The organism is Mesobacillus sp. LC4, assembly GCF_053543455.1.
Genome location: NZ_JBGCUB010000001.1, coordinates 163,238 through 181,768 on the forward strand (window position 1 = coordinate 163,238; position 18,531 = coordinate 181,768).

The window sequence follows — 18,531 nt, forward strand, 5'->3', positions numbered from 1 at the left end:
TTTTTTATTCTTGGTTAGAACACCCATTTTTCAGGATAAAATAAAAGAAATGCCGCCAGACTAACTATGTTGAGAATAGCATGGGATTATCATACAACCTTTACAAAGGGAGGGATTTTGCTATTGGAAAAAGATGTTCGTTTCAAGAAAGCCGAATTTGCCGCAATGGTTGGCGTAGTCGGAAATATTGTACTGGCAGGGTTGAAGTGGGGTGTCGGGATATATGCGAACAGTAAAGCGCTTGTAGCGGATGCTGTTCATTCTGCTTCAGATGTTGCTGGTTCATTAGCTGTATACATAGGTCTCAAGGCTGCGAAAGCACCACCAGATGAAGACCATCCTTACGGTCATGGAAAGGCTGAATCCATCGCTGCTATCATTGTGGCCGTGTTATTGATGCTTGTAGGTGTCGAGATTGGCCGATCTTCGATAGAGGCATTCTTCCATCCTATAGAAGCACCGAAATCCATCGCAATTGTAGCTGTTGTCGTTTCAATCATCGTAAAAGAGGGAATGTTCAGATACAAGTTCAAATTGGGAAAACAACTGAAGAGTGATGCCCTGATTGTCAATGCCTATGAGCACCGTTCGGATGTATACTCTTCCATCGCAGCACTCATAGGGATCAGCGCCGCTGTCCTAGGCGGGATATTTGGGATAGGCTGGCTTGAATACGCCGACCCGGTTACCGGTCTGCTGGTTGCCTTGCTGGTCATCAGGATGGCATGGAAACTGGGTAAGGAGTCGATCCACAACACGCTTGACCATGTCCTGCACGATGAAGATACGGAAGAATTCAGAACGGTTGTACAGTCCATACCAGAAGTGAAAAAATTGGATGAATTGCATGCCAGGGAACACGGCCACTATGTTATCATTGATTTGAAAATATCTGTTGATCCACATATTACCGTGGAACAGGGCCACCGGATTGGAAAAAATGTAAAGAAGAAACTGATGGAAAATAAAAATGTCCAAAATGTTCTAGTCCATATAAATCCGTACAGTGAGAATGGAACTTCCGAAGATGGCGTAGATATTCAATAGTTCTCGAGGGAGGAGATTGTATGAAGTTTCAATGGACATTGTTGCTGGGACTTGCTTTTGCATTGATTGTCGCTGTCTTTGCCGTCATCAATGTCGACTCAGTAACAGTAAACTATTTATTCGGGGAATCTGAATGGCCGTTAATATTGGTTATCTTGGGTTCTGTATTGATGGGCGGCATCATTGTTGGCTCTGTCGGCCTGTTCAGGATGTTTGTGCTTCAACGCGAAGTAAAATCATTGAGGAAGAAAAACAAAACCTTAGAAGAGCAGCTGGCGCAAAAAGAAACAACCCAGGAAGACTCAGCACAGCATCAAATAGAAGATATCCATTAAACCGGTTAAAATGGCAGCATTCAATATGCTGCCATTTTAATATATTTGCTACTAAAACATTCATCCCACGGCACTAAAGCCCCCTATTAGCATTCATTGTCATTGAAACACTCTCGCTGCTTTTGTATAATGAAAAAGCTGAGAGGTGAACGTATGTTAAAGCCAAAATCAAGGTGGATTGTAAAAAAATCCGACCAGACAATAATAGATTCACTCGCCAAGGATTTGAACATAACTCATCTGACTGCTTCTCTGCTAGTCAATCGCGGACTGGATACCGTGGAAGATGCCCGGTATTTTTTATTTGGAGAAAAAAGCGAATTCCATGATCCTTTTTTGCTGAAGGACATGGATAAGGCGGTTGAGCGGATCAATGAGGCTATCGAAACGCAGGAGCCCATATTAGTATTTGGTGATTATGATGCAGATGGTGTGAGCAGTACGACGGTCATGATGAAAGCCCTTGATGAGCTTGGGGCAAACGCCGACTACTACATACCGAACCGTTTTACAGAAGGATACGGTCCTAATGAAAAAGCATTCCGAAGTGCCGCAGACAGCGGAGTTGGATTGATCATCACTGTCGATACGGGCATTTCTGCTCTTCATGAAGCAACTGTTGCCAAAGAGTTAGGCATCGACTTGATTATCACGGATCACCATGAACCTGGACCGGTCTTGCCAGATGCATTTGCGATCATCCATCCAAAGCTGGAAGACAGTGTATACCCTTTCAAGGATTTGGCTGGCGTCGGCGTCGCTTTTAAGGTTGCCCATGCGCTGCTAGGAAGGATCCCTGAGCATTTGCTGGAGTTTGCGGCTATCGGGACAATTGCAGACCTTGTACCTCTCATGGGAGAGAACAGGCTGATTGCCATGAAGGGAATAGAGAAATTGAAGTCGAGCCAGACGCATGGTTTGAATGCGCTGCTTAAACTCGCTAAGACTGATAGAGCTTCCATAGATGAAGAAACGATCGGGTTCATGATTGGACCGAGGGTTAACGCAGCCGGGAGACTTGGCAGCGCGGATCCTGCCGTGCAATTGATGATGACACAAGATCCGGAAGAAGCGATGATGCTTGCGGAAGAAATAGATTCAATCAATAAAGAGCGTCAAAACATAGTCTCACAAATTGCCGAAGAAGCAGTTGCTGAAGTAGAAATGAATTATCCAATTCATGATAATTCAGTCCTAGTCGTTGGCAAAGAAGGCTGGAACGCAGGAGTCATTGGGATTGTAGCATCCAAGCTTGTTGAAAAATACTACCGTCCAACGATTGTTCTTAGTTTTGACAATGAAAAGGGACTTGCCAAGGGTTCAGCACGCAGTATCGCCGGTTTCGACCTCTTTAAAAATCTATCAACCTGCAGGGATATTCTGCCGCATTTTGGCGGGCACCCAATGGCTGCGGGCATGACATTGAATTTAAGCGATGTGGATGATTTAAGGGCAAGATTGAATTCACTCGCAAAAGAGCAGCTTAAAGAGGAAGATTTAGTTCCGGTATCGCATATCGATGCCAGTATTGAAGTTAAAGAGATTACGATTGAAACAATAAATGAACTTGGAATGCTTTCTCCATATGGTGTGAGCAATCCTAAGCCAAAGGTCATGATTAATGAAGCTAATATTTCAACCCTGAGAAAGATAGGAGCAGATCAGTCACATCTTAAGCTGGCGCTGGAAGAGGAAGGTACTGTGATTGATGGGATCGGATTCGGATTCGGCCATCTTCATGATCATATTTCACCTAGCTCAAAGCTATCGGTCATTGGCGAACTGTCCATCAATGAATGGAACAATATCAAGAAGCCGCAGATTTTTCTCAGGGATGTAGCGGTCAAATCCTGGCAGCTATTCGATTTCCGCGGACTTAAAAGATTGGAAAAACTTCCTGACATGATTCCAGGGGATCATATCAAATGGATTCTCTTTAATCCTGTTTTGAAAAATAAGTTTTCACCTATTATCGGAGACTCGTTGGAAGTCGTTACTGCCGATGACCAGGCTCAACAAATCGAACTTGATCAATCATATGTTGTTCTATTGGATCTGCCTCCTTCCAAGGAGATACTGGAGAATTTATTTTCCGGTAAAAATCCGGGAAGGGTATATGTCCACTTTTATAAAGAAAGCAGTGATTTCTTCACAACAATGCCAACCCGTGAACACTTCAAATGGTTCTACGCATTCCTTGCCAAAAAAGGTCCATTTGATCTAAAACGGTATGGCGACGACCTGGCCAAGCATAGAGGGTGGACAAAAGAAACAGTAGATTTCATGTCGCAGGTGTTTTTTGAACTAGATTTTGTTAAAATAAACAATGGGTTTATTTCACTAGAAGAAAATGTCCCCAAAAGGGATCTGACTGAATCCAAAACATATCAGCACAAGGTGCAAGCATTCACTCTTGAAAATGAGTTGCTCTACTCTTCGTATGAGCAATTGAAGAACTGGTTTGACCAGTTCATTCAAGAGTCGGTGAAAAATGAGGAGGCAATTATTCAATGGATTTGAAACAATTTGTAACAATCGTTCCCGATTGGCCAAAGCCCGGCATTAAATTTAAGGACATCACAACCTTAATGGACAATGGCGATGCTTATAGATATGCAACAGACCAAATCGTGTCCTATGCCCGTGAAAAGCAAATTGATCTTGTAGTCGGACCTGAAGCACGCGGCTTTATTATTGGCTGCCCGGTTGCCTATGCACATGGAGTAGGTTTCGCTCCTGTCAGAAAAGAAGGAAAGCTTCCACGCGAGACAATCAAGGTCAACTACGGTCTTGAATACGGCAGTGACGTCTTGACGATCCATAAAGACGCGATCAAGCCAGGACAAAGAGTCCTGATTACCGATGACCTGCTGGCAACTGGCGGAACGATTGAAGCAACGATCAAGCTAGTTGAAGAACTAGGTGGAGTTGTGGCAGGAATCGCCTTCTTGATTGAACTTACTTACCTTGATGGCCGTAATAAGCTGGATGGGTATGATATTTTAACCTTGATGCAATATTAATCTGACAGGGTGCTTCATTGCGAAGTGCCCTTTTTTTATAGAAAAACAGACCATGTACAAAAAGTGATAACCAATGAGAGAACAGCCTATTATTAATCGAAATAAAATATCTTTCGACAATTTTTTTAATTTCTGCTGTAAAATCTCTTCCTTTCTCTTTACATCTTCGATTTTTTCTTTGATAATAGTAACAATCCTTTATAAGAATAATTATTGAATATAGAGGATCTTCACTTTTTTGTCCTTGGTTCCCGCTGGAGAGAAAATGCGGGTTAATATAAAGAAATTTAAATAAGGTGATCCTATGGCGAATGACCAGGTAATGACCGCAGAACAAGTCATTGACTGTACAAAATCATATTTGAATGATGAAAATGTTGAATTGGTAAAGAAGGCATATGAGTTCGCCAGACAGGCTCATCATGATCAATTCAGAAAGTCGGGTGAACCGTACATCATCCACCCAATTCAGGTGGCAGGCATCCTGGCCGACCTGGAGATGGACCCAGCGACGGTTGCTGCTGGTTTTCTTCACGATGTCGTCGAAGATACGGATGTAACTCTTGATGATATTAGAGTGGCCTTCAATGACGAAGTGGCTATGCTTGTTGATGGCGTTACGAAGCTTGGTAAAATAAAGTACAAGTCGCATGAAGAGCAGCAGGCGGAAAATCACCGCAAGATGTTTGTTGCAATGGCTCAGGATATACGTGTCATCTTGATCAAGCTTGCTGACCGTCTTCATAACATGAGGACATTGAAGCATTTGCCGAGTGAAAAACAGCGCAGGATTTCCAATGAAACACTGGAAATTTTCGCGCCTTTGGCCCACAGGCTTGGTATATCAAAAATCAAATGGGAACTTGAAGATACAGCTCTTCGTTATCTGAATCCCCAGCAATATTACCGCATCGTCAACCTGATGAAAAAGAAAAGGGCGGAGCGCGAGCAATATCTTGATGAAGTCATTGACGAAGTAAAGGAAAGGCTGAATGAAGTTTCAATCAAGGCTGAAATTTCAGGGAGGCCGAAGCATATTTACAGCATCTACCGTAAAATGGTATTGCAGAACAAGCAGTTCAATGAAATCTATGATCTGCTGGCTGTCAGGATTGTCGTCAACAGCATAAAAGACTGCTATGCCATCCTGGGAATCATCCATACTTGCTGGAAACCGATGCCTGGCCGTTTCAAAGACTATATTGCGATGCCAAAGCCGAATATGTACCAATCACTGCACACTACGGTAATTGGTCCGAAAGGTGATCCGCTTGAAGTCCAGATCAGGACAGATGAAATGCACAGGATTGCTGAATTCGGGGTTGCCGCCCACTGGGCATATAAAGAGGGCAAGCCAACGGAAGCATCAAACTTTGAAACGAAGCTATCATGGTTCCGGGAAATCCTTGAATTCCAGAATGACACTGCGAATGCGGAAGAATTCATGGAATCTCTGAAAATCGACCTTTTTTCGGATATGGTATTTATTTTTACTCCTAAAGGCGACGTCATCGAATTGCCTTCAGGATCCGTACCAATCGATTTTGCCTATCGGATTCACTCTGAAATCGGCAATAAAACGATTGGCGCCAAAGTGAATGGCAAGATGGTCACACTCGATTACCAGCTGAAGACGGGGGATATCATTGAAATCCTCACGTCGAAGCATTCCTATGGACCGAGCAAGGATTGGTTGAAGCTTGCTCAGACGTCCCAGGCCAAAAACAAGATTCGCCAATTCTTCAAGAAGCAGCAGAAGGACGAAAATGTTGAAAAAGGCCGGGAGCTATTAGAAAAAGAAATCCGCAATATGGATTTTGACGTAAAAGAAATTTTGACATCTGAGAACCTGAAAAAGGTTTCGGAGAAATACAATTTCACCAATGAAGAAGATCTGTTTGCTTCCATTGGATACAACGGAATAACAGCCCTGCAGGTTGCGAACAGGCTGACAGAAAAGCTCCGCAAGCAGCGTGACCTGGAACAGGAAAAGGATATTTCGAATGCTGTCTCCGAGCTTAAATCATTTACACCTGCTAAAAAGCGGGAGTCTGGTGTTCGGGTGTCGGGCATTGATAATTTGTTGATCAGGTTATCCCGCTGCTGCAACCCTGTACCTGGGGATGATATTGTAGGTTTTATCACAAAAGGCAGGGGTGTATCAGTCCATCGTTCTGATTGCACGAACATCCACACGGAGGATGCCCAGGCCAGATTGATTCCAGTAGAATGGGAGACCGGCTTGAATGACCGCAAGGAGTATAATGTTGATATTGAAATCAGCGGCTATGACCGCAGGGGCTTGCTGAACGAAGTCCTGCAGGCCGTCAATGAAACTAAAACCAATATCACCGCCGTTTCCGGGAAATCTGACAAAAATAAAATGGCAACTATCAATATGTCCATCGCCATCCATAATGTCAGCCACCTGCAAAGAGTCGTCGACCGGATCAAGCAAATTCCGGACATCTATGCTGTCAGAAGGGTAATGAGTTAAACCCATTTTTTCGAAAAGTGTAAGGAGATTACTGATGCGTTTAGTGATACAGAGAAGCAAAGAAGCAAAAGTGACAGTTGATGGGGAAGTAACAGGCTCCATAGACAAAGGATTTGTCATCCTTGTGGGTGTTACCCATGATGATACCGAAAAAGATGCAACTTTTCTTGCCGAAAAGGCTGCCAATCTCAGGGTATTTGAAGATGAAGCAGGGAAGATGAACTTGTCCCTCCTCGATGTAGGAGGAGAGATTCTTTCCGTTTCCCAGTTTACCCTGTATGGTGACTGCCGCAAAGGGCGCCGCCCTAACTTCATGGATGCAGCAAAGCCAGACCATGCAGAAACTGTATATGAAGCATTCAACACCTTCCTTGCCGAAAAAGGAATCAAGGTCGAAACCGGTGTATTCGGCGCCATGATGGACGTCCAATTGACAAATGACGGTCCTGTTACATTGATTATCGATAGTAAATAAGTCCAAAAAAGAATCCCAAGAGTGGGATTCTTTTTTTAGTATAACTGGACTTATCGATCGGAAAAACACCCTTATGAGTCAGTGAATGAAGTCATAAAGGTCTCTATCGAGCAGAAAGACACCCTTATGAGGTAGTGAATGAAGGCATAAGGGTATCTAGCGAGGGGAACGGCACCCTTATTGGTCAGTGATCGAAGTGATAAGGGTATCTATCAAGGGGAACGACACCCTTATGAGTCAGCTAATGAAGTCATAAAGGTCTCTAACGAGGGGAACGACACCCTTATGAGTCAGTGAATGAAGGCATAAGGGTATCTAACGAGGGGAACGGGACCCTTATGAGTCAGTGAATGAAGGCATAAGGGGATCTATCAAATTGAACGGCATCCTTATGTGTCAATTTGTTGAGACATAAGAGTACCTTTTTCAAAAATTAAGAGTTAGTACCCTCCAATCATATAGGTAAAGAAAGTTATTCCCTTATCTTCACACAGAAAAAAGACTGAAGACAGTTAGGTGTCTTCAGTCCGGGAACCGTGCTTAATTATTTTTAAAGTAGCGGGCAAGTCCTTCAAATATCCCGTTAGCTACTGCTTCCTGATATTGAGGTGTGTTGACAAGCACCTCTTCAGTAGGATTGCTTAAATAACCTAATTCCACGAGGACGGCCGTCTGCTTGTTTTCCCTAATGACGTGATAGTCGCCAAATCGGGTGCCGCGATCCTTCAACATTGTTTTGCTGACTACAGCTGAGTGAATTTGTTCACCCAGCGGTTTTTGTTTTGAATTATAGTAGTATGTCGTCATGCCCCTGACGGACCGGTCGTTGATGCTATCGTAATGGATGCTGATAAATGCGTCGGCATTATGGTAATGGGAGCTGCTGACTCTTGACGCAAGTGAAATATAATGATCATTGTTCCTCGTTAAGATCACGTTTGTGCCGGCAGCTCTTAGTTTGTCGTATAGAAGCTGGGCTGTTTTCAAGGTGAGCGTCTTTTCCAAAGTTCCTCTTACACCAGTTGTTCCATTATCCCGCCCGCCGTGCCCTGGGTCTATGACAATTGTTTTATTTTTTGTGTGCTTTTCTGCTCCGGGTCTCTCTATCTGCGGTGCAGTTCCTTGTACAGAAACGATCCAGCCTGCTACAAACCCGCTAGAGCCATTTGGCAGTGCGATTTTGTACCAATCTTTTTCGGCACTTAGGATTTCAAAGCTGTCTCCCTGATTCGCCCGGAAAATGACGGCTGTGCTTGTGCTAGGGCCCTTGCGTATGTTTGTCCCATTATGGAGCATAGACACGCTGCTGTTTTGAACGGACTGACTAGGTGCCGCTGCTGACCCGTTTTTCTTCTTTTCGAAAAACCAGCCAGCTGCCCAGCCTGTTTTGCCTGGCTTGTACTCAATCTTGACCCAATTGTTTTGTTCATCGAGAATTTTGAAGCTTTGCCCCTTCGAAACTGAACCAACCACGCTTCCATTCAACGAGTTCTTATCACGGACGTTCAGCTGTGAAGCTGTTACCGTCCCTGTGAACTGGTCAACAGGGATTGACGGCTTTCCGTTGTCTGGAGTTGATTTTCCGCCAATTTTCAGATACTGAGCGCTTACCCAGGCATTTTTTCCTGAGTAGGTAATTTCGGCCCATCCATTGGACTGGGAATGGACTGTAACTGCAGCGCCATAATTTAATTGTCCTACTTTTGCAGCGTTCAATGAAGGCTTTTCCCTTACATTCAAGGAGGTAGCCGTTACCGTCCCGCTTGTTTTACTACTGACTGCCGGCGCTTCAGTTGCTTTGCTCTCTTTTACAGATATGTATTCCTTTGAAACCCAACCCTGTATGCTACTCGTGCGCACTTCTGCCCAATTCCCGTTGAAGCTAAGGATTTCGACAGCTTGTCCACTGTTAAACGAGCCTACTACCTGGTGATTGGTGCCCGGGCCTTTTCTAACTCGCAAGCCATTGACGGTGACGCTTCCTGAACCGTTGGAATTTGATGAAACAGCTGGTGAAGCTACAGACGTGGGCGCTTCCTTAGCAGTGAACCACTCGGCAACCCATCCCTTCTTGCTGCCGCCAAGGCTGATCTGGATCCAATCGCCTTCTTTCTTGATAATCGAATACTTTTCTCCCTTTTTCACTGACCCTGATATCGGATAACTTAGTCCAGGCCCTGATCGTACATTCAAGCTCGTAGCCGTGATGGAGACGCTCCCATTATCGGCTTGAGCAGAATCAAAAGCTGGAAGGCTCCCAAAAATGAGCATCAAGCAAAGGATGACAGGAACCATTTTATTTCTGGGCAATGATCTCCCTCCCTCTCATTCTCTATAAAAATATATTACCTGATTTTTCCGTTAAAATCACGAGGACTTTTCTCTTATATCGGTATTGATTGAAAAAATATCAAGTGAAAAAGAATATCAAAAAACATGAAAAAATTTCACAGTCGATGGGAAGAATAGTAAGCAATAAACATTGGAAGGTGATACCATGCGGTTCAGTGAAAAAGGAAATTCTGCATCTTTCGGGGAGAATCAATTATTCGGAGTCGATTTCCACGATTTTATCCAGAAAGAACAGAGCGCCAACACAGTAGAATTAGCTTCGGAATTTGGGCTTTCTCTCCGTGATGTTAGAAAACTTAAAAAACAGATTGAACGTTCTTGAATTGTGCTTGACAAGGCCATTTGGACTCCGTATTATAATATAAATAAAATGTTATATAGAAAACATACCGTTGATGGAGCATAGTAGCCGTGAAACACGTGAAAAGAGAGGAAATGCCTTGGCTGAAAGCATTTCTGCATGATGACTTGGTGAATGAACACTCCGTAGGATTTTCTTTGAACATGGGCAGTCCCATCATTAGAAGAAGACGTAATCAGGCGTTAACTGTTAAAGAGGAAGTGCATTCATGCGCTTCAATTAGGGTGGCACCACGGGAATACAAAGCTCTCGTCCCTTGTTATTATGGCAAGGGATTGGGGGCTTTTTTGTATTCTTTTTTTTACATAAGGCTGGTTTTGCATAGTGTGTTGCTTTTTAAAAAGGGCTTTATGCGTTAAGCCCTGCTCAGGTTTAAGTAACGAGAACAGTAAAAATGCCTATAAAAATGATTTGAAATGAATGGAGGAGGATGCACTGTGTCTAATCAAATCAATATCCCACGCGGAACACAGGACATTTTGCCAGGCCAGACAGAGAAATGGCAGCTCATTGAAGTGAAGGCGAGAGAACTTTGTGAAAGATATCAATATCGGGAATTAAGGACACCGATTTTCGAGCATACAGATTTATTCAAACGAAGCGTTGGAGATACAACGGATATCGTCCAGAAAGAAATGTATACATTCACTGACAGGGGTGACCGCAGCCTGACGCTTCGTCCTGAAGGCACGGCAGCGGCTGTACGATCTTTTGTCGAAAATAAAATGTTTGGAAGTCCTAATCAGCCAGTGAAACTCTATTACATGGGACCAATGTTCCGCTACGAACGCCCGCAGGCTGGACGTTTCCGCCAGTTTGTCCAGTTTGGTGTCGAGGCGATGGGAAGCGCGGATCCAGCAATCGATGCTGAGGTGATTTCCCTTGCCATGTCTCTGTATAAGGAACTTGGCTTGAAAAAGCTTAAGCTGGTCGTAAACAGTCTGGGTGATAAGGAAAGCAGAAAAGCTCACAGGGATGCTTTGGTCAGCCATTTTCAACCTCGGATCGGAGAATTTTGCAGTGACTGCCAGAACCGCTTAGAAAAAAATCCTATGCGTATCCTGGATTGCAAGGCAGACCGTGACCACGAATTAATGAAATCAGCTCCATCCATCATCGATTATCTGACAGATGACTCTGCTCAATATTTTAATAAAGTCACAAAGTACCTGACTGATCTTGGGATTGAATTCGAGGTCGACGCGAATCTAGTGCGCGGCTTGGATTATTATAACCACACAGCCTTTGAAATTATGAGCGATGCTGAAGGCTTTGGCGCAATCACGACTCTTTGCGGCGGCGGCAGATACAATGGCCTTGTCGAAGAAATCGGCGGACCGGAAACACCTGGGATTGGATTTGCCTTGAGTATTGAAAGATTGCTTGCAGCATTGGATGCAGAGGGTGTTGAGCTTCCTGTTAATGAAGGAATCGATTGCTACCTCGTTGCATTGGGAGATGAAGCCAAGGATTATACTGTTGGTTTGCTCCACAATTTGAGAATGGCAGGTTTCTCTGCGGAAAGAGACTATCAGGATCGTAAAATCAAAGCTCAATTCAAGGCTGCTGACAGAATGAATGCAAGATATGTGGCAGTGCTTGGTGAGGACGAATTAAAAGAGAAGAAAATTAACCTGAAATCAATGGCGGATGGGGAACAAATTCAACTGCCGCTTGAGAGTTTCATTGAAAAATTCAAGGATATTTGTAAGTAGAGGAGGAGTTTCGATGTTTGGGAGATCATATTTTTGCGGTGAAGTAACGGAAGAGGCTATCGGTGAAAAGGTAACGTTGAAAGGCTGGGTGCAGAAACGCCGGGATCTTGGCGGTCTGATTTTCATCGACTTGCGTGACAGGACAGGACTTGTCCAGATTGTTTTCAATCCTGATGTGTCACCAGAGGCGCTATCACTCGCTGAGAAGGTGCGTACAGAATACGTTCTTGATGTGAAAGGAACGGTCATTGCCCGCAGCGAAGGAAGCGTCAATGAAAATCTAAAGACTGGAAGAATCGAAGTCCAGGCTGAAGAGCTTACAATCATCAACGAAGCGAAAACGACGCCTTTCGTGATTGCTGATAAAACAGATGTATCAGAAGATGTCCGTTTGAAATATCGTTATCTTGACCTCCGTCGTCCGGTCATGTTCGAAACATTCAAGATGAGGCATCAGGTAACAAAGGCGATTCGTGACTTCCTAGACGGAGAAGGCTTCCTTGATATAGAAACACCAATTTTGACTAAAAGCACACCGGAAGGAGCTCGTGACTATCTGGTACCAAGCCGGGTACACCCGGGTGAATTCTACGCTCTTCCACAATCACCGCAGATTTTTAAGCAGTTGATGATGGTTGGCGGCTTTGAGCGTTATTACCAGATTGCCCGCTGCTTCCGCGATGAAGACTTGCGAGCTGACCGCCAGCCGGAATTCACACAAATCGATATTGAAACAAGCTTCATGAGCCAGGAAGAAATCATGGGCCTTACTGAAAAAATGATGCAAAAGGTCATGAAGGATGTAAAAGGCCTGGATGTGACAGAGCCATTCCCTCGCATGGGCTATGAAGAGGCAATGAGCCGCTTTGGTTCTGATAAGCCTGATACTCGTTTTGGCATGGAACTGGTTGACCTTTCAGAAACGGTGAAGGAATCAGGGTTCAAAGTCTTCGCTTCAGCAGTCGCAAATGGCGGTCAGGTAAAGGCAATCAATGTTAAAGGTGCGGCAGCGAACTACTCTCGAAAAGATATCGACGCTTTGACAGAGTTTGTATCTGTATACGGCGCTAAAGGCCTTGCATGGTTGAAAGCGGAAGAAGATGGACTTAAAGGGCCTATCTCCAAGTTTTTCGGGGAAGAAGAGCAAACGGCGCTCAAGACAAAGCTTGAAGTCGAAGCTGGAGACCTCCTTCTTTTCGTTGCAGATAAAATGTCCGTGGTGGCAGATGCACTTGGAGCATTGCGCTTAAAGCTTGGTAAAGAGCTTGGCCTCATTGACCAGAGCAAATTCAACTTCCTTTGGATCACAGATTGGCCGCTATTGGAGTTCGACGAGGAAGCAGATCGTTATTTCGCTGCTCACCATCCTTTCACGATGCCAGCGCGCGAAGACTTGCCTTTACTGGAAAGTGATCCGGCAAGTGTCAAGGCACAGGCATATGACCTTGTACTGAACGGCTATGAACTAGGCGGCGGATCTCTAAGGATTTTTGAAAGAGACATTCAGGAAAAAATGTTCTCTGTCCTTGGCTTCACAAAGGAACAGGCAGTCGAACAGTTTGGATTCCTGCTAGAGGCATTCGAATATGGAACGCCTCCACATGGTGGGATCGCTCTCGGCCTTGACAGGATGGTTATGCTTCTTGCTGGCCGTTCAAACCTGCGCGATACCATTGCATTCCCGAAGACAGCAAGCGCAAGCGATCTTTTGACAGATGCTCCTGGTGAGGTAAGCGGATCACAGCTTGATGAATTGCACTTGTCACTAAATGTTAAAAAAGACTAGTAATATCCAGTGGCCATATTCTTGAAGTTCATTCGAGGCTGTGGTACTATAATAACAACAAACGAAGAGTCCTGATGTGTTCGTTGTTTAACCTGAAGTTTTGACCTAACATCTATCCTTCGGGAGTTCGCGTTTCCGGGCCGCGTAAATGCCTCTGGCTAGAGGACTTACAGAAATCCGGAACAGGGCACCCACCTGCTGAGAGCGGGTTCAAGACGAAGGCAACCAACACGACGGCACGATTGGGACTCTTCCTACATACGTAATTAAAACCATGCTGAAATGCATGGTTTTTTTGATGTCTCAAGCTTGTTAAGGACAAAATATGTATCTGGAAGGATATCTTCATAACGGCCAGTTTTTAAAATTTCAGGCTTGGATTTGTCCGATAGAGCTCCTCTAATGGACAAATAATAAGGGATCAGGCTTGAGTTTGTCCGATAGAACCCCTCTAATGGACAAATTTAGGGGAAACAGGCTTGGATTTGTCCGATAGCACTCCTCTAACGGACAAATAATAAGGGAACAGGCTTGAGTTTGTCCGATAGAGCTCCTCTAATGGACAAATAATAAGGGATCAGGCTTTTGTTTGTCCGATAGCACCCTTCTAATGGACAAATAATAGGGAATCATGCTTCGTTTTGTCCGATAAAACTCCTCTAAAGGACAAATTTAGGGGAAACAGGCTTTTGTTTGACCGATAGCGCCCTTCTAATGGACAAATTTCAGGAAAACAGACTTCGTTTTGTCCGATAGCGCCCCTCTAATGGACAAATTAAAGGAAAGCAGCCTTCGATTTGTCCGATAGAACTCCACTAACAAACACTTATTAGTAATTCATCCTACTTTCACTCAGTAGCACTGCCAAGACTTACATACACACTAATTCCTATAAAAATACTTGAAATTAATGAAGGGTATGTTATATTCAAAAGCGGGTATAGATAGTAACATTAATCTTAAATTTGGAGTGAGTATGGATGCTTCATCAATTTTCTCGCAATGAATTGGCCATCGGCAAGGAAGGCCTGGATATAATGAAGAATAGTACCGTCGCGGTTTTAGGAATAGGCGGGGTTGGTTCGTTTGCCGCAGAAGCTCTGGCAAGGTCTGGAGTTGGCAAGCTGATCTTGATTGATAAGGATGATGTTGACATCACGAATGTCAACAGACAGCTGATAGCGCTTCTTTCAACTGTTGGCAAGCAAAAGGTGGAAGTGATGCGCGACAGGATTATGGATATTAATCCTGAATGCGAAGTCGTTGCGTTGAAAATGTTTTATACAGAAGAAACATATGAAGAGATTTTTGGCTATGACTTGGACTTTATCGTTGATGCATCGGATACGATTTCTTATAAAATCCATTTGATCAAGGAAGCGATCAAGCGCGACATCCCGATGATTTCTAGTATGGGAGCAGCAAATAAAATGGATCCGACCCGCTTCCAGATTGCTGATATTTTCAAGACGCACACAGACCCACTTGCTAAAGTGATTCGTACTCGTCTGCGAAAAGAAGGCATCAAGAAGGGGATTCCGGTTGTATTTTCTGATGAAAGTCCAATCGTGATCCGCGAAGATGTCCGAAAAGAGGTCGGCAATGATAATGCAGAAATCCGGAAAGCGAAAATGCCGCCATCCTCAAATGCCTTTGTTCCATCAGTAGCAGGGCTAATCATGGCTAGCCATGTTGTCCAAGAGCTGTTGAAGGATATTGAAATTGAACGTGTGAATAGTTAAAAATAAGCGGAAGAGCCATAGAGGGCCCTTCCGCTTATTTTTTTTGCCCTGTAATTCTTTCATAAATCGCCGCAATTGCTTGTTCGAATTTACCGGTTTTCTTAGGTTTGTAATAGACCTTGTTTTTGATCCTGTCCGGGAGATACTGCTGTTTGACCCATCCGCCTTCATAATCATGCGGATATAAATAATCAACGCCTCTTCCCAGGTCTTTGGCGCCTTTATAATGGGCATCCTTTAGATGGTCAGGGACTTCGCCGCTGATTCCAGAACGGATGTCAGCCAGTGCCAAATCAAGAGCAACATAAGCAGAATTGGACTTTGGTGACAGACATAGCTCTATAACCGCATTGGCCAACGGTATTCTTGCTTCCGGAAAGCCAACCCTTTCCGCTGCTTCGATGGCCGCCAGCGTCCTTTGCCCTGCCTGAGGGCTTGCCAGTCCAATATCTTCATAGGCAATCACAAGGAGTCTCCGGTTAATGCTGACGAGGTCGCCTGCTTCGATCAATCTGCCAAGATAGTGGAGGGCGGCATTCACATCGCTTCCTCTGATAGATTTCTGGAAGCCTGACAGCACATCATAATGAGCATCGCCGTCCTTATCGTGTGAAAGGCTTTTTTTCTGCATGCATTCTTCTGCAGCGGCTTCATCTATATGAATGACCCCGTCTTCATCTGGTTCGGTGGAAAGCACTGCGAGTTCAAGAGCATTCAGTGAGCTTCTCACATCTCCTCCTGAGGCTGTGGCAAAATGGGTGAGCGCCGACTCGGTAATCTCAATCTTCAAGTCCCCCAGGCCTCTCTCATCATCGGTAATGGCCCGACGCAATGCCTTTTTTATATCCTCTGGTTCAAGTGGCTTCAGCTCGAAAATCTGGCACCTTGACCGGATTGCGGGATTGATTGCGTGATAAGGGTTGCTTGTCGTCGCTCCAATCAAGACAATCATCCCGTTTTCGAGGTAAGGAAGAAGGAAGTCCTGCTTCGCCTTGTCAAGGCGGTGAACCTCATCGAGAAGCAGGATCACCTTCCCGGACATTTTTGCCTCAGCAGCAACAACTTCCATATCTTTTTTATTATTGGTAACAGCATTCAGTGTCCTGAATGCGAAATTCGTGCTTCCCGCAATGGCGCTGGCAATCGAGGTTTTTCCGATGCCAGGCGGACCGTAAAGGATCATCGACGATAATTGCCGAGCCTTGATCATCCGATTTATGATTTTTCCTTCAGCTACAAGATGGGACTGGCCAATCACTTCCTCAATGGTCCTCGGCCGCATCCTGAAAGCAAGAGGTTTAAGATTCATGCTCATCGCTCCAATAACGCATATTTCGTATATATACAATAACACGAACGAGGGACTTGCGCATGGTACACGCAATTTGTGCTATAATTGCAAAAGCCTACCTATTGACTAAGGATTTTGATACTATTTATAGTGAGAGAATGCCATATGGGGCATTTAAATATATCTGATTATTACCACAACTTTTAAAAAATGGAATAGAGGTGCAATATGAAAATATCGACGAAAGGACGCTACGGATTGACGATCATGATCGAGCTTGCCAAAAAATATGGAGAAGGCCCGATCTCACTGAAGTCCATTGCGCAAACAAATGATTTATCAGAGCATTATCTGGAGCAATTGGTTGCACCGCTCAGGAATGCCGGCCTAGTGAAAAGCATCAGAGGAGCATATGGAGGCTATATACTTAGCTCAGAACCCTCTGCCATCTCAGCTGGGGACATCATCCGTGTCCTTGAGGGGCCAATCAGCATTGTCGAAGGGATAGAGGACGAGGAACCAGCCAAACGCGAACTCTGGACTAGAATCAGGGATGCAGTCAAGGACGTGCTCGACAATACCACAATTGAAGACCTCGCCAACCACTCCGACAACTTTGGCGAATCAGACGCTTATATGTTTTATATTTAGGTTTGCTTTGAGAAATTTGTTCTTGCACCTGGCAACAACGACAATCTTAAAAAATCTTCTGAAGAGAGGGTAAGACCTTGGAAAGAATCTATTTGGACCATGCAGCAACAACACCAATGCACCCAGACGTTCTGGCTGAAATGGTCAAGGTAATGGAAGCGGAATACGGCAATCCTTCAAGCATCCATCATTTCGGTCGTGAGGCAAGGAAAATCCTTGATGATACCCGTGATGAATTGGCAAAAAGCATCGGAACGAAGGGAAACAATATTATTTTTACGAGCGGGGGAACGGAAGCAGATAACCTGGCTATCATCGGTTATGCTGAAAGCAATCGCTCCAAAGGTCAGCATATTATCACGACCCAGATTGAACATCATGCTGTCCTGCACAGCTGTGAGGAATTGGAGAAGCGTGGTTTCGAGGTCACGTATTTGCCAGTAGATGAAAATGGACTGGTTTCTCTTGGAAAAATAGAAGAAGTATTACGTGACGATACGATTCTTGTGACAATTATGTACGGGAATAATGAAGTTGGCTCAATCCAGCCTATCAAAGAGATTGGTGGTATGCTAGCTGATCATCAAGCTGTTTTCCATACAGACGCAGTCCAGGCGTATGGCATTGAAAGTTTGGATGTAGAGGAACTGAAGGTTGACCTTCTGTCAGTTTCAGCCCATAAAATCAATGGTCCCAAAGGGATTGGCTTTCTTTATATCCGGGAAGGAATCAAGCTGTCCAGGCAGCTTTTCGGTGGTGAACAAGAAAGGAAACGCCGTGCCGGTACTGAAAATGTCGCGGCAATTGCCGGATTCCGCAAAGCGGTTGAGCTGTCTCAAAAAGAACTTGAAACAAAGCGCAGTTACTATAATGATTTAAGGAATAGGTTCATCAATCAACTCGAAATGAGCGGAATCTCTTTCCAGCTGAACGGATTGCTTGATAAATCACTTCCTCATATTTTAAACTTAAGCTTTCCGGGCACTAATGTCGAAGCGATGCTGGTCAACCTTGACCTATCTGGCATTGCTGCTTCTAGCGGCTCGGCCTGCACTGCTGGGTCAATTGATCCTTCCCATGTGCTGGTCGCTATGTTCGGAAAAGAAGCTGATGAACTGACAAATTCGATCCGCTTTAGTTTCGGGCTGCACAATACAAGGGAACAGATTGAAAAGGCAGCTGAGGATACAGTGAAAATTGTTCGCCGGCTTGCAAAAATCAACCAGGCTTGAGGGAAGAATAAGTTTTAAAGGAAG

General features: G+C 44.4%; 13 protein-coding genes, 1 other RNA gene and 1 other annotated feature. Of the genes, 12 read left to right on the forward strand and 2 right to left on the reverse strand.

Translation table 11 applies throughout. The features are described from left to right. Positions 1 to 165 precede the first annotated feature (165 nt). From AB5I83_RS00775 to dtd, 6 genes are all read left to right on the forward strand, one after another. On the forward strand, positions 166 to 1,047 hold the full coding sequence (locus AB5I83_RS00775) for a cation diffusion facilitator family transporter (protein ID WP_448973842.1): 882 nt from the start codon (positions 166 to 168) through the stop codon (positions 1,045 to 1,047). Between the two features lie 20 nt (positions 1,048 to 1,067). Continuing rightward, entirely contained in the window at positions 1,068 to 1,382 is a 315-nt protein-coding gene (locus AB5I83_RS00780; protein WP_448972154.1) for a LapA family protein, read from the forward strand. Between the two features lie 153 nt (positions 1,383 to 1,535). Continuing rightward, positions 1,536 to 3,902 (forward strand): single-stranded-DNA-specific exonuclease RecJ, encoded by a 2,367-nt coding sequence (recJ, locus tag AB5I83_RS00785; RefSeq protein ID WP_448972155.1) that lies wholly within the window; start codon positions 1,536 to 1,538, stop codon positions 3,900 to 3,902. Beyond that, positions 3,893 to 4,405, forward strand: coding sequence for an adenine phosphoribosyltransferase (locus tag AB5I83_RS00790; protein ID WP_448972156.1), 513 nt, complete (start codon positions 3,893 to 3,895; stop codon positions 4,403 to 4,405). Before recJ ends, AB5I83_RS00790 begins: the two co-directional genes overlap by 10 nt. A gap of 304 nt (positions 4,406 to 4,709) precedes the next feature. Next, positions 4,710 to 6,902 carry a RelA/SpoT family protein gene (locus AB5I83_RS00795; protein ID WP_448972157.1) on the forward strand — a complete coding sequence of 731 codons (2,193 nt, stop codon included), beginning with the start codon at positions 4,710 to 4,712 and terminating at the stop codon, positions 6,900 to 6,902. Between the two features lie 34 nt (positions 6,903 to 6,936). Then, positions 6,937 to 7,377, forward strand: a complete 441-nt coding sequence (dtd, locus tag AB5I83_RS00800) for a D-aminoacyl-tRNA deacylase (protein WP_448972158.1) — start codon at positions 6,937 to 6,939, stop codon at positions 7,375 to 7,377. A 540-nt stretch (positions 7,378 to 7,917) separates the two neighbouring features. On the opposite strand, the gene AB5I83_RS00805 is transcribed toward dtd, so the two are convergent. Beyond that, a complete protein-coding gene (locus AB5I83_RS00805; RefSeq protein WP_448972159.1) occupies positions 7,918 to 9,687 on the reverse strand; it encodes an SH3 domain-containing protein in 1,770 nt (589 codons plus the stop codon). Between the two features lie 425 nt (positions 9,688 to 10,112). After that, positions 10,113 to 10,350: a binding site (T-box leader), on the forward strand. A gap of 177 nt (positions 10,351 to 10,527) precedes the next feature. Between AB5I83_RS00805 and hisS the strand changes: the two genes are divergently transcribed. From hisS to AB5I83_RS00825, 4 genes are all read left to right on the forward strand, one after another. After that, positions 10,528 to 11,805 (forward strand): histidine--tRNA ligase, encoded by a 1,278-nt coding sequence (gene hisS / locus AB5I83_RS00810; protein ID WP_448972160.1) that lies wholly within the window; start codon positions 10,528 to 10,530, stop codon positions 11,803 to 11,805. Between the two features lie 13 nt (positions 11,806 to 11,818). Next, a complete protein-coding gene (gene aspS, locus AB5I83_RS00815) occupies positions 11,819 to 13,591 on the forward strand; it encodes an aspartate--tRNA ligase (protein WP_448972161.1) in 1,773 nt (590 codons plus the stop codon). 65 nt (positions 13,592 to 13,656) lie between these two features. Further along, a non-coding RNA gene (gene ssrS / locus AB5I83_RS00820) (6S RNA) lies at positions 13,657 to 13,844 on the forward strand. A 727-nt stretch (positions 13,845 to 14,571) separates the two neighbouring features. Beyond that, complete coding sequence (locus AB5I83_RS00825; protein ID WP_448972162.1) at positions 14,572 to 15,333, forward strand: tRNA threonylcarbamoyladenosine dehydratase; 762 nt, start codon at positions 14,572 to 14,574, stop codon at positions 15,331 to 15,333. A gap of 34 nt (positions 15,334 to 15,367) precedes the next feature. Here AB5I83_RS00825 and AB5I83_RS00830 read toward each other — a convergent pair whose 3' ends face one another. Beyond that, a complete protein-coding gene (locus AB5I83_RS00830) occupies positions 15,368 to 16,642 on the reverse strand; it encodes a replication-associated recombination protein A (protein ID WP_448972163.1) in 1,275 nt (424 codons plus the stop codon). 210 nt (positions 16,643 to 16,852) lie between these two features. On the opposite strand from AB5I83_RS00830, the gene cymR reads away from it, so the two are divergent. Continuing rightward, positions 16,853 to 17,275 (forward strand): cysteine metabolism transcriptional regulator CymR, encoded by a 423-nt coding sequence (gene cymR, locus AB5I83_RS00835; protein ID WP_167831660.1) that lies wholly within the window; start codon positions 16,853 to 16,855, stop codon positions 17,273 to 17,275. Positions 17,276 to 17,352: 77 nt separating this feature from the next. Further along, positions 17,353 to 18,507, forward strand: coding sequence for a cysteine desulfurase family protein (locus AB5I83_RS00840; RefSeq protein ID WP_448972164.1), 1,155 nt, complete (start codon positions 17,353 to 17,355; stop codon positions 18,505 to 18,507). Positions 18,508 to 18,531 lie beyond the last annotated feature (24 nt).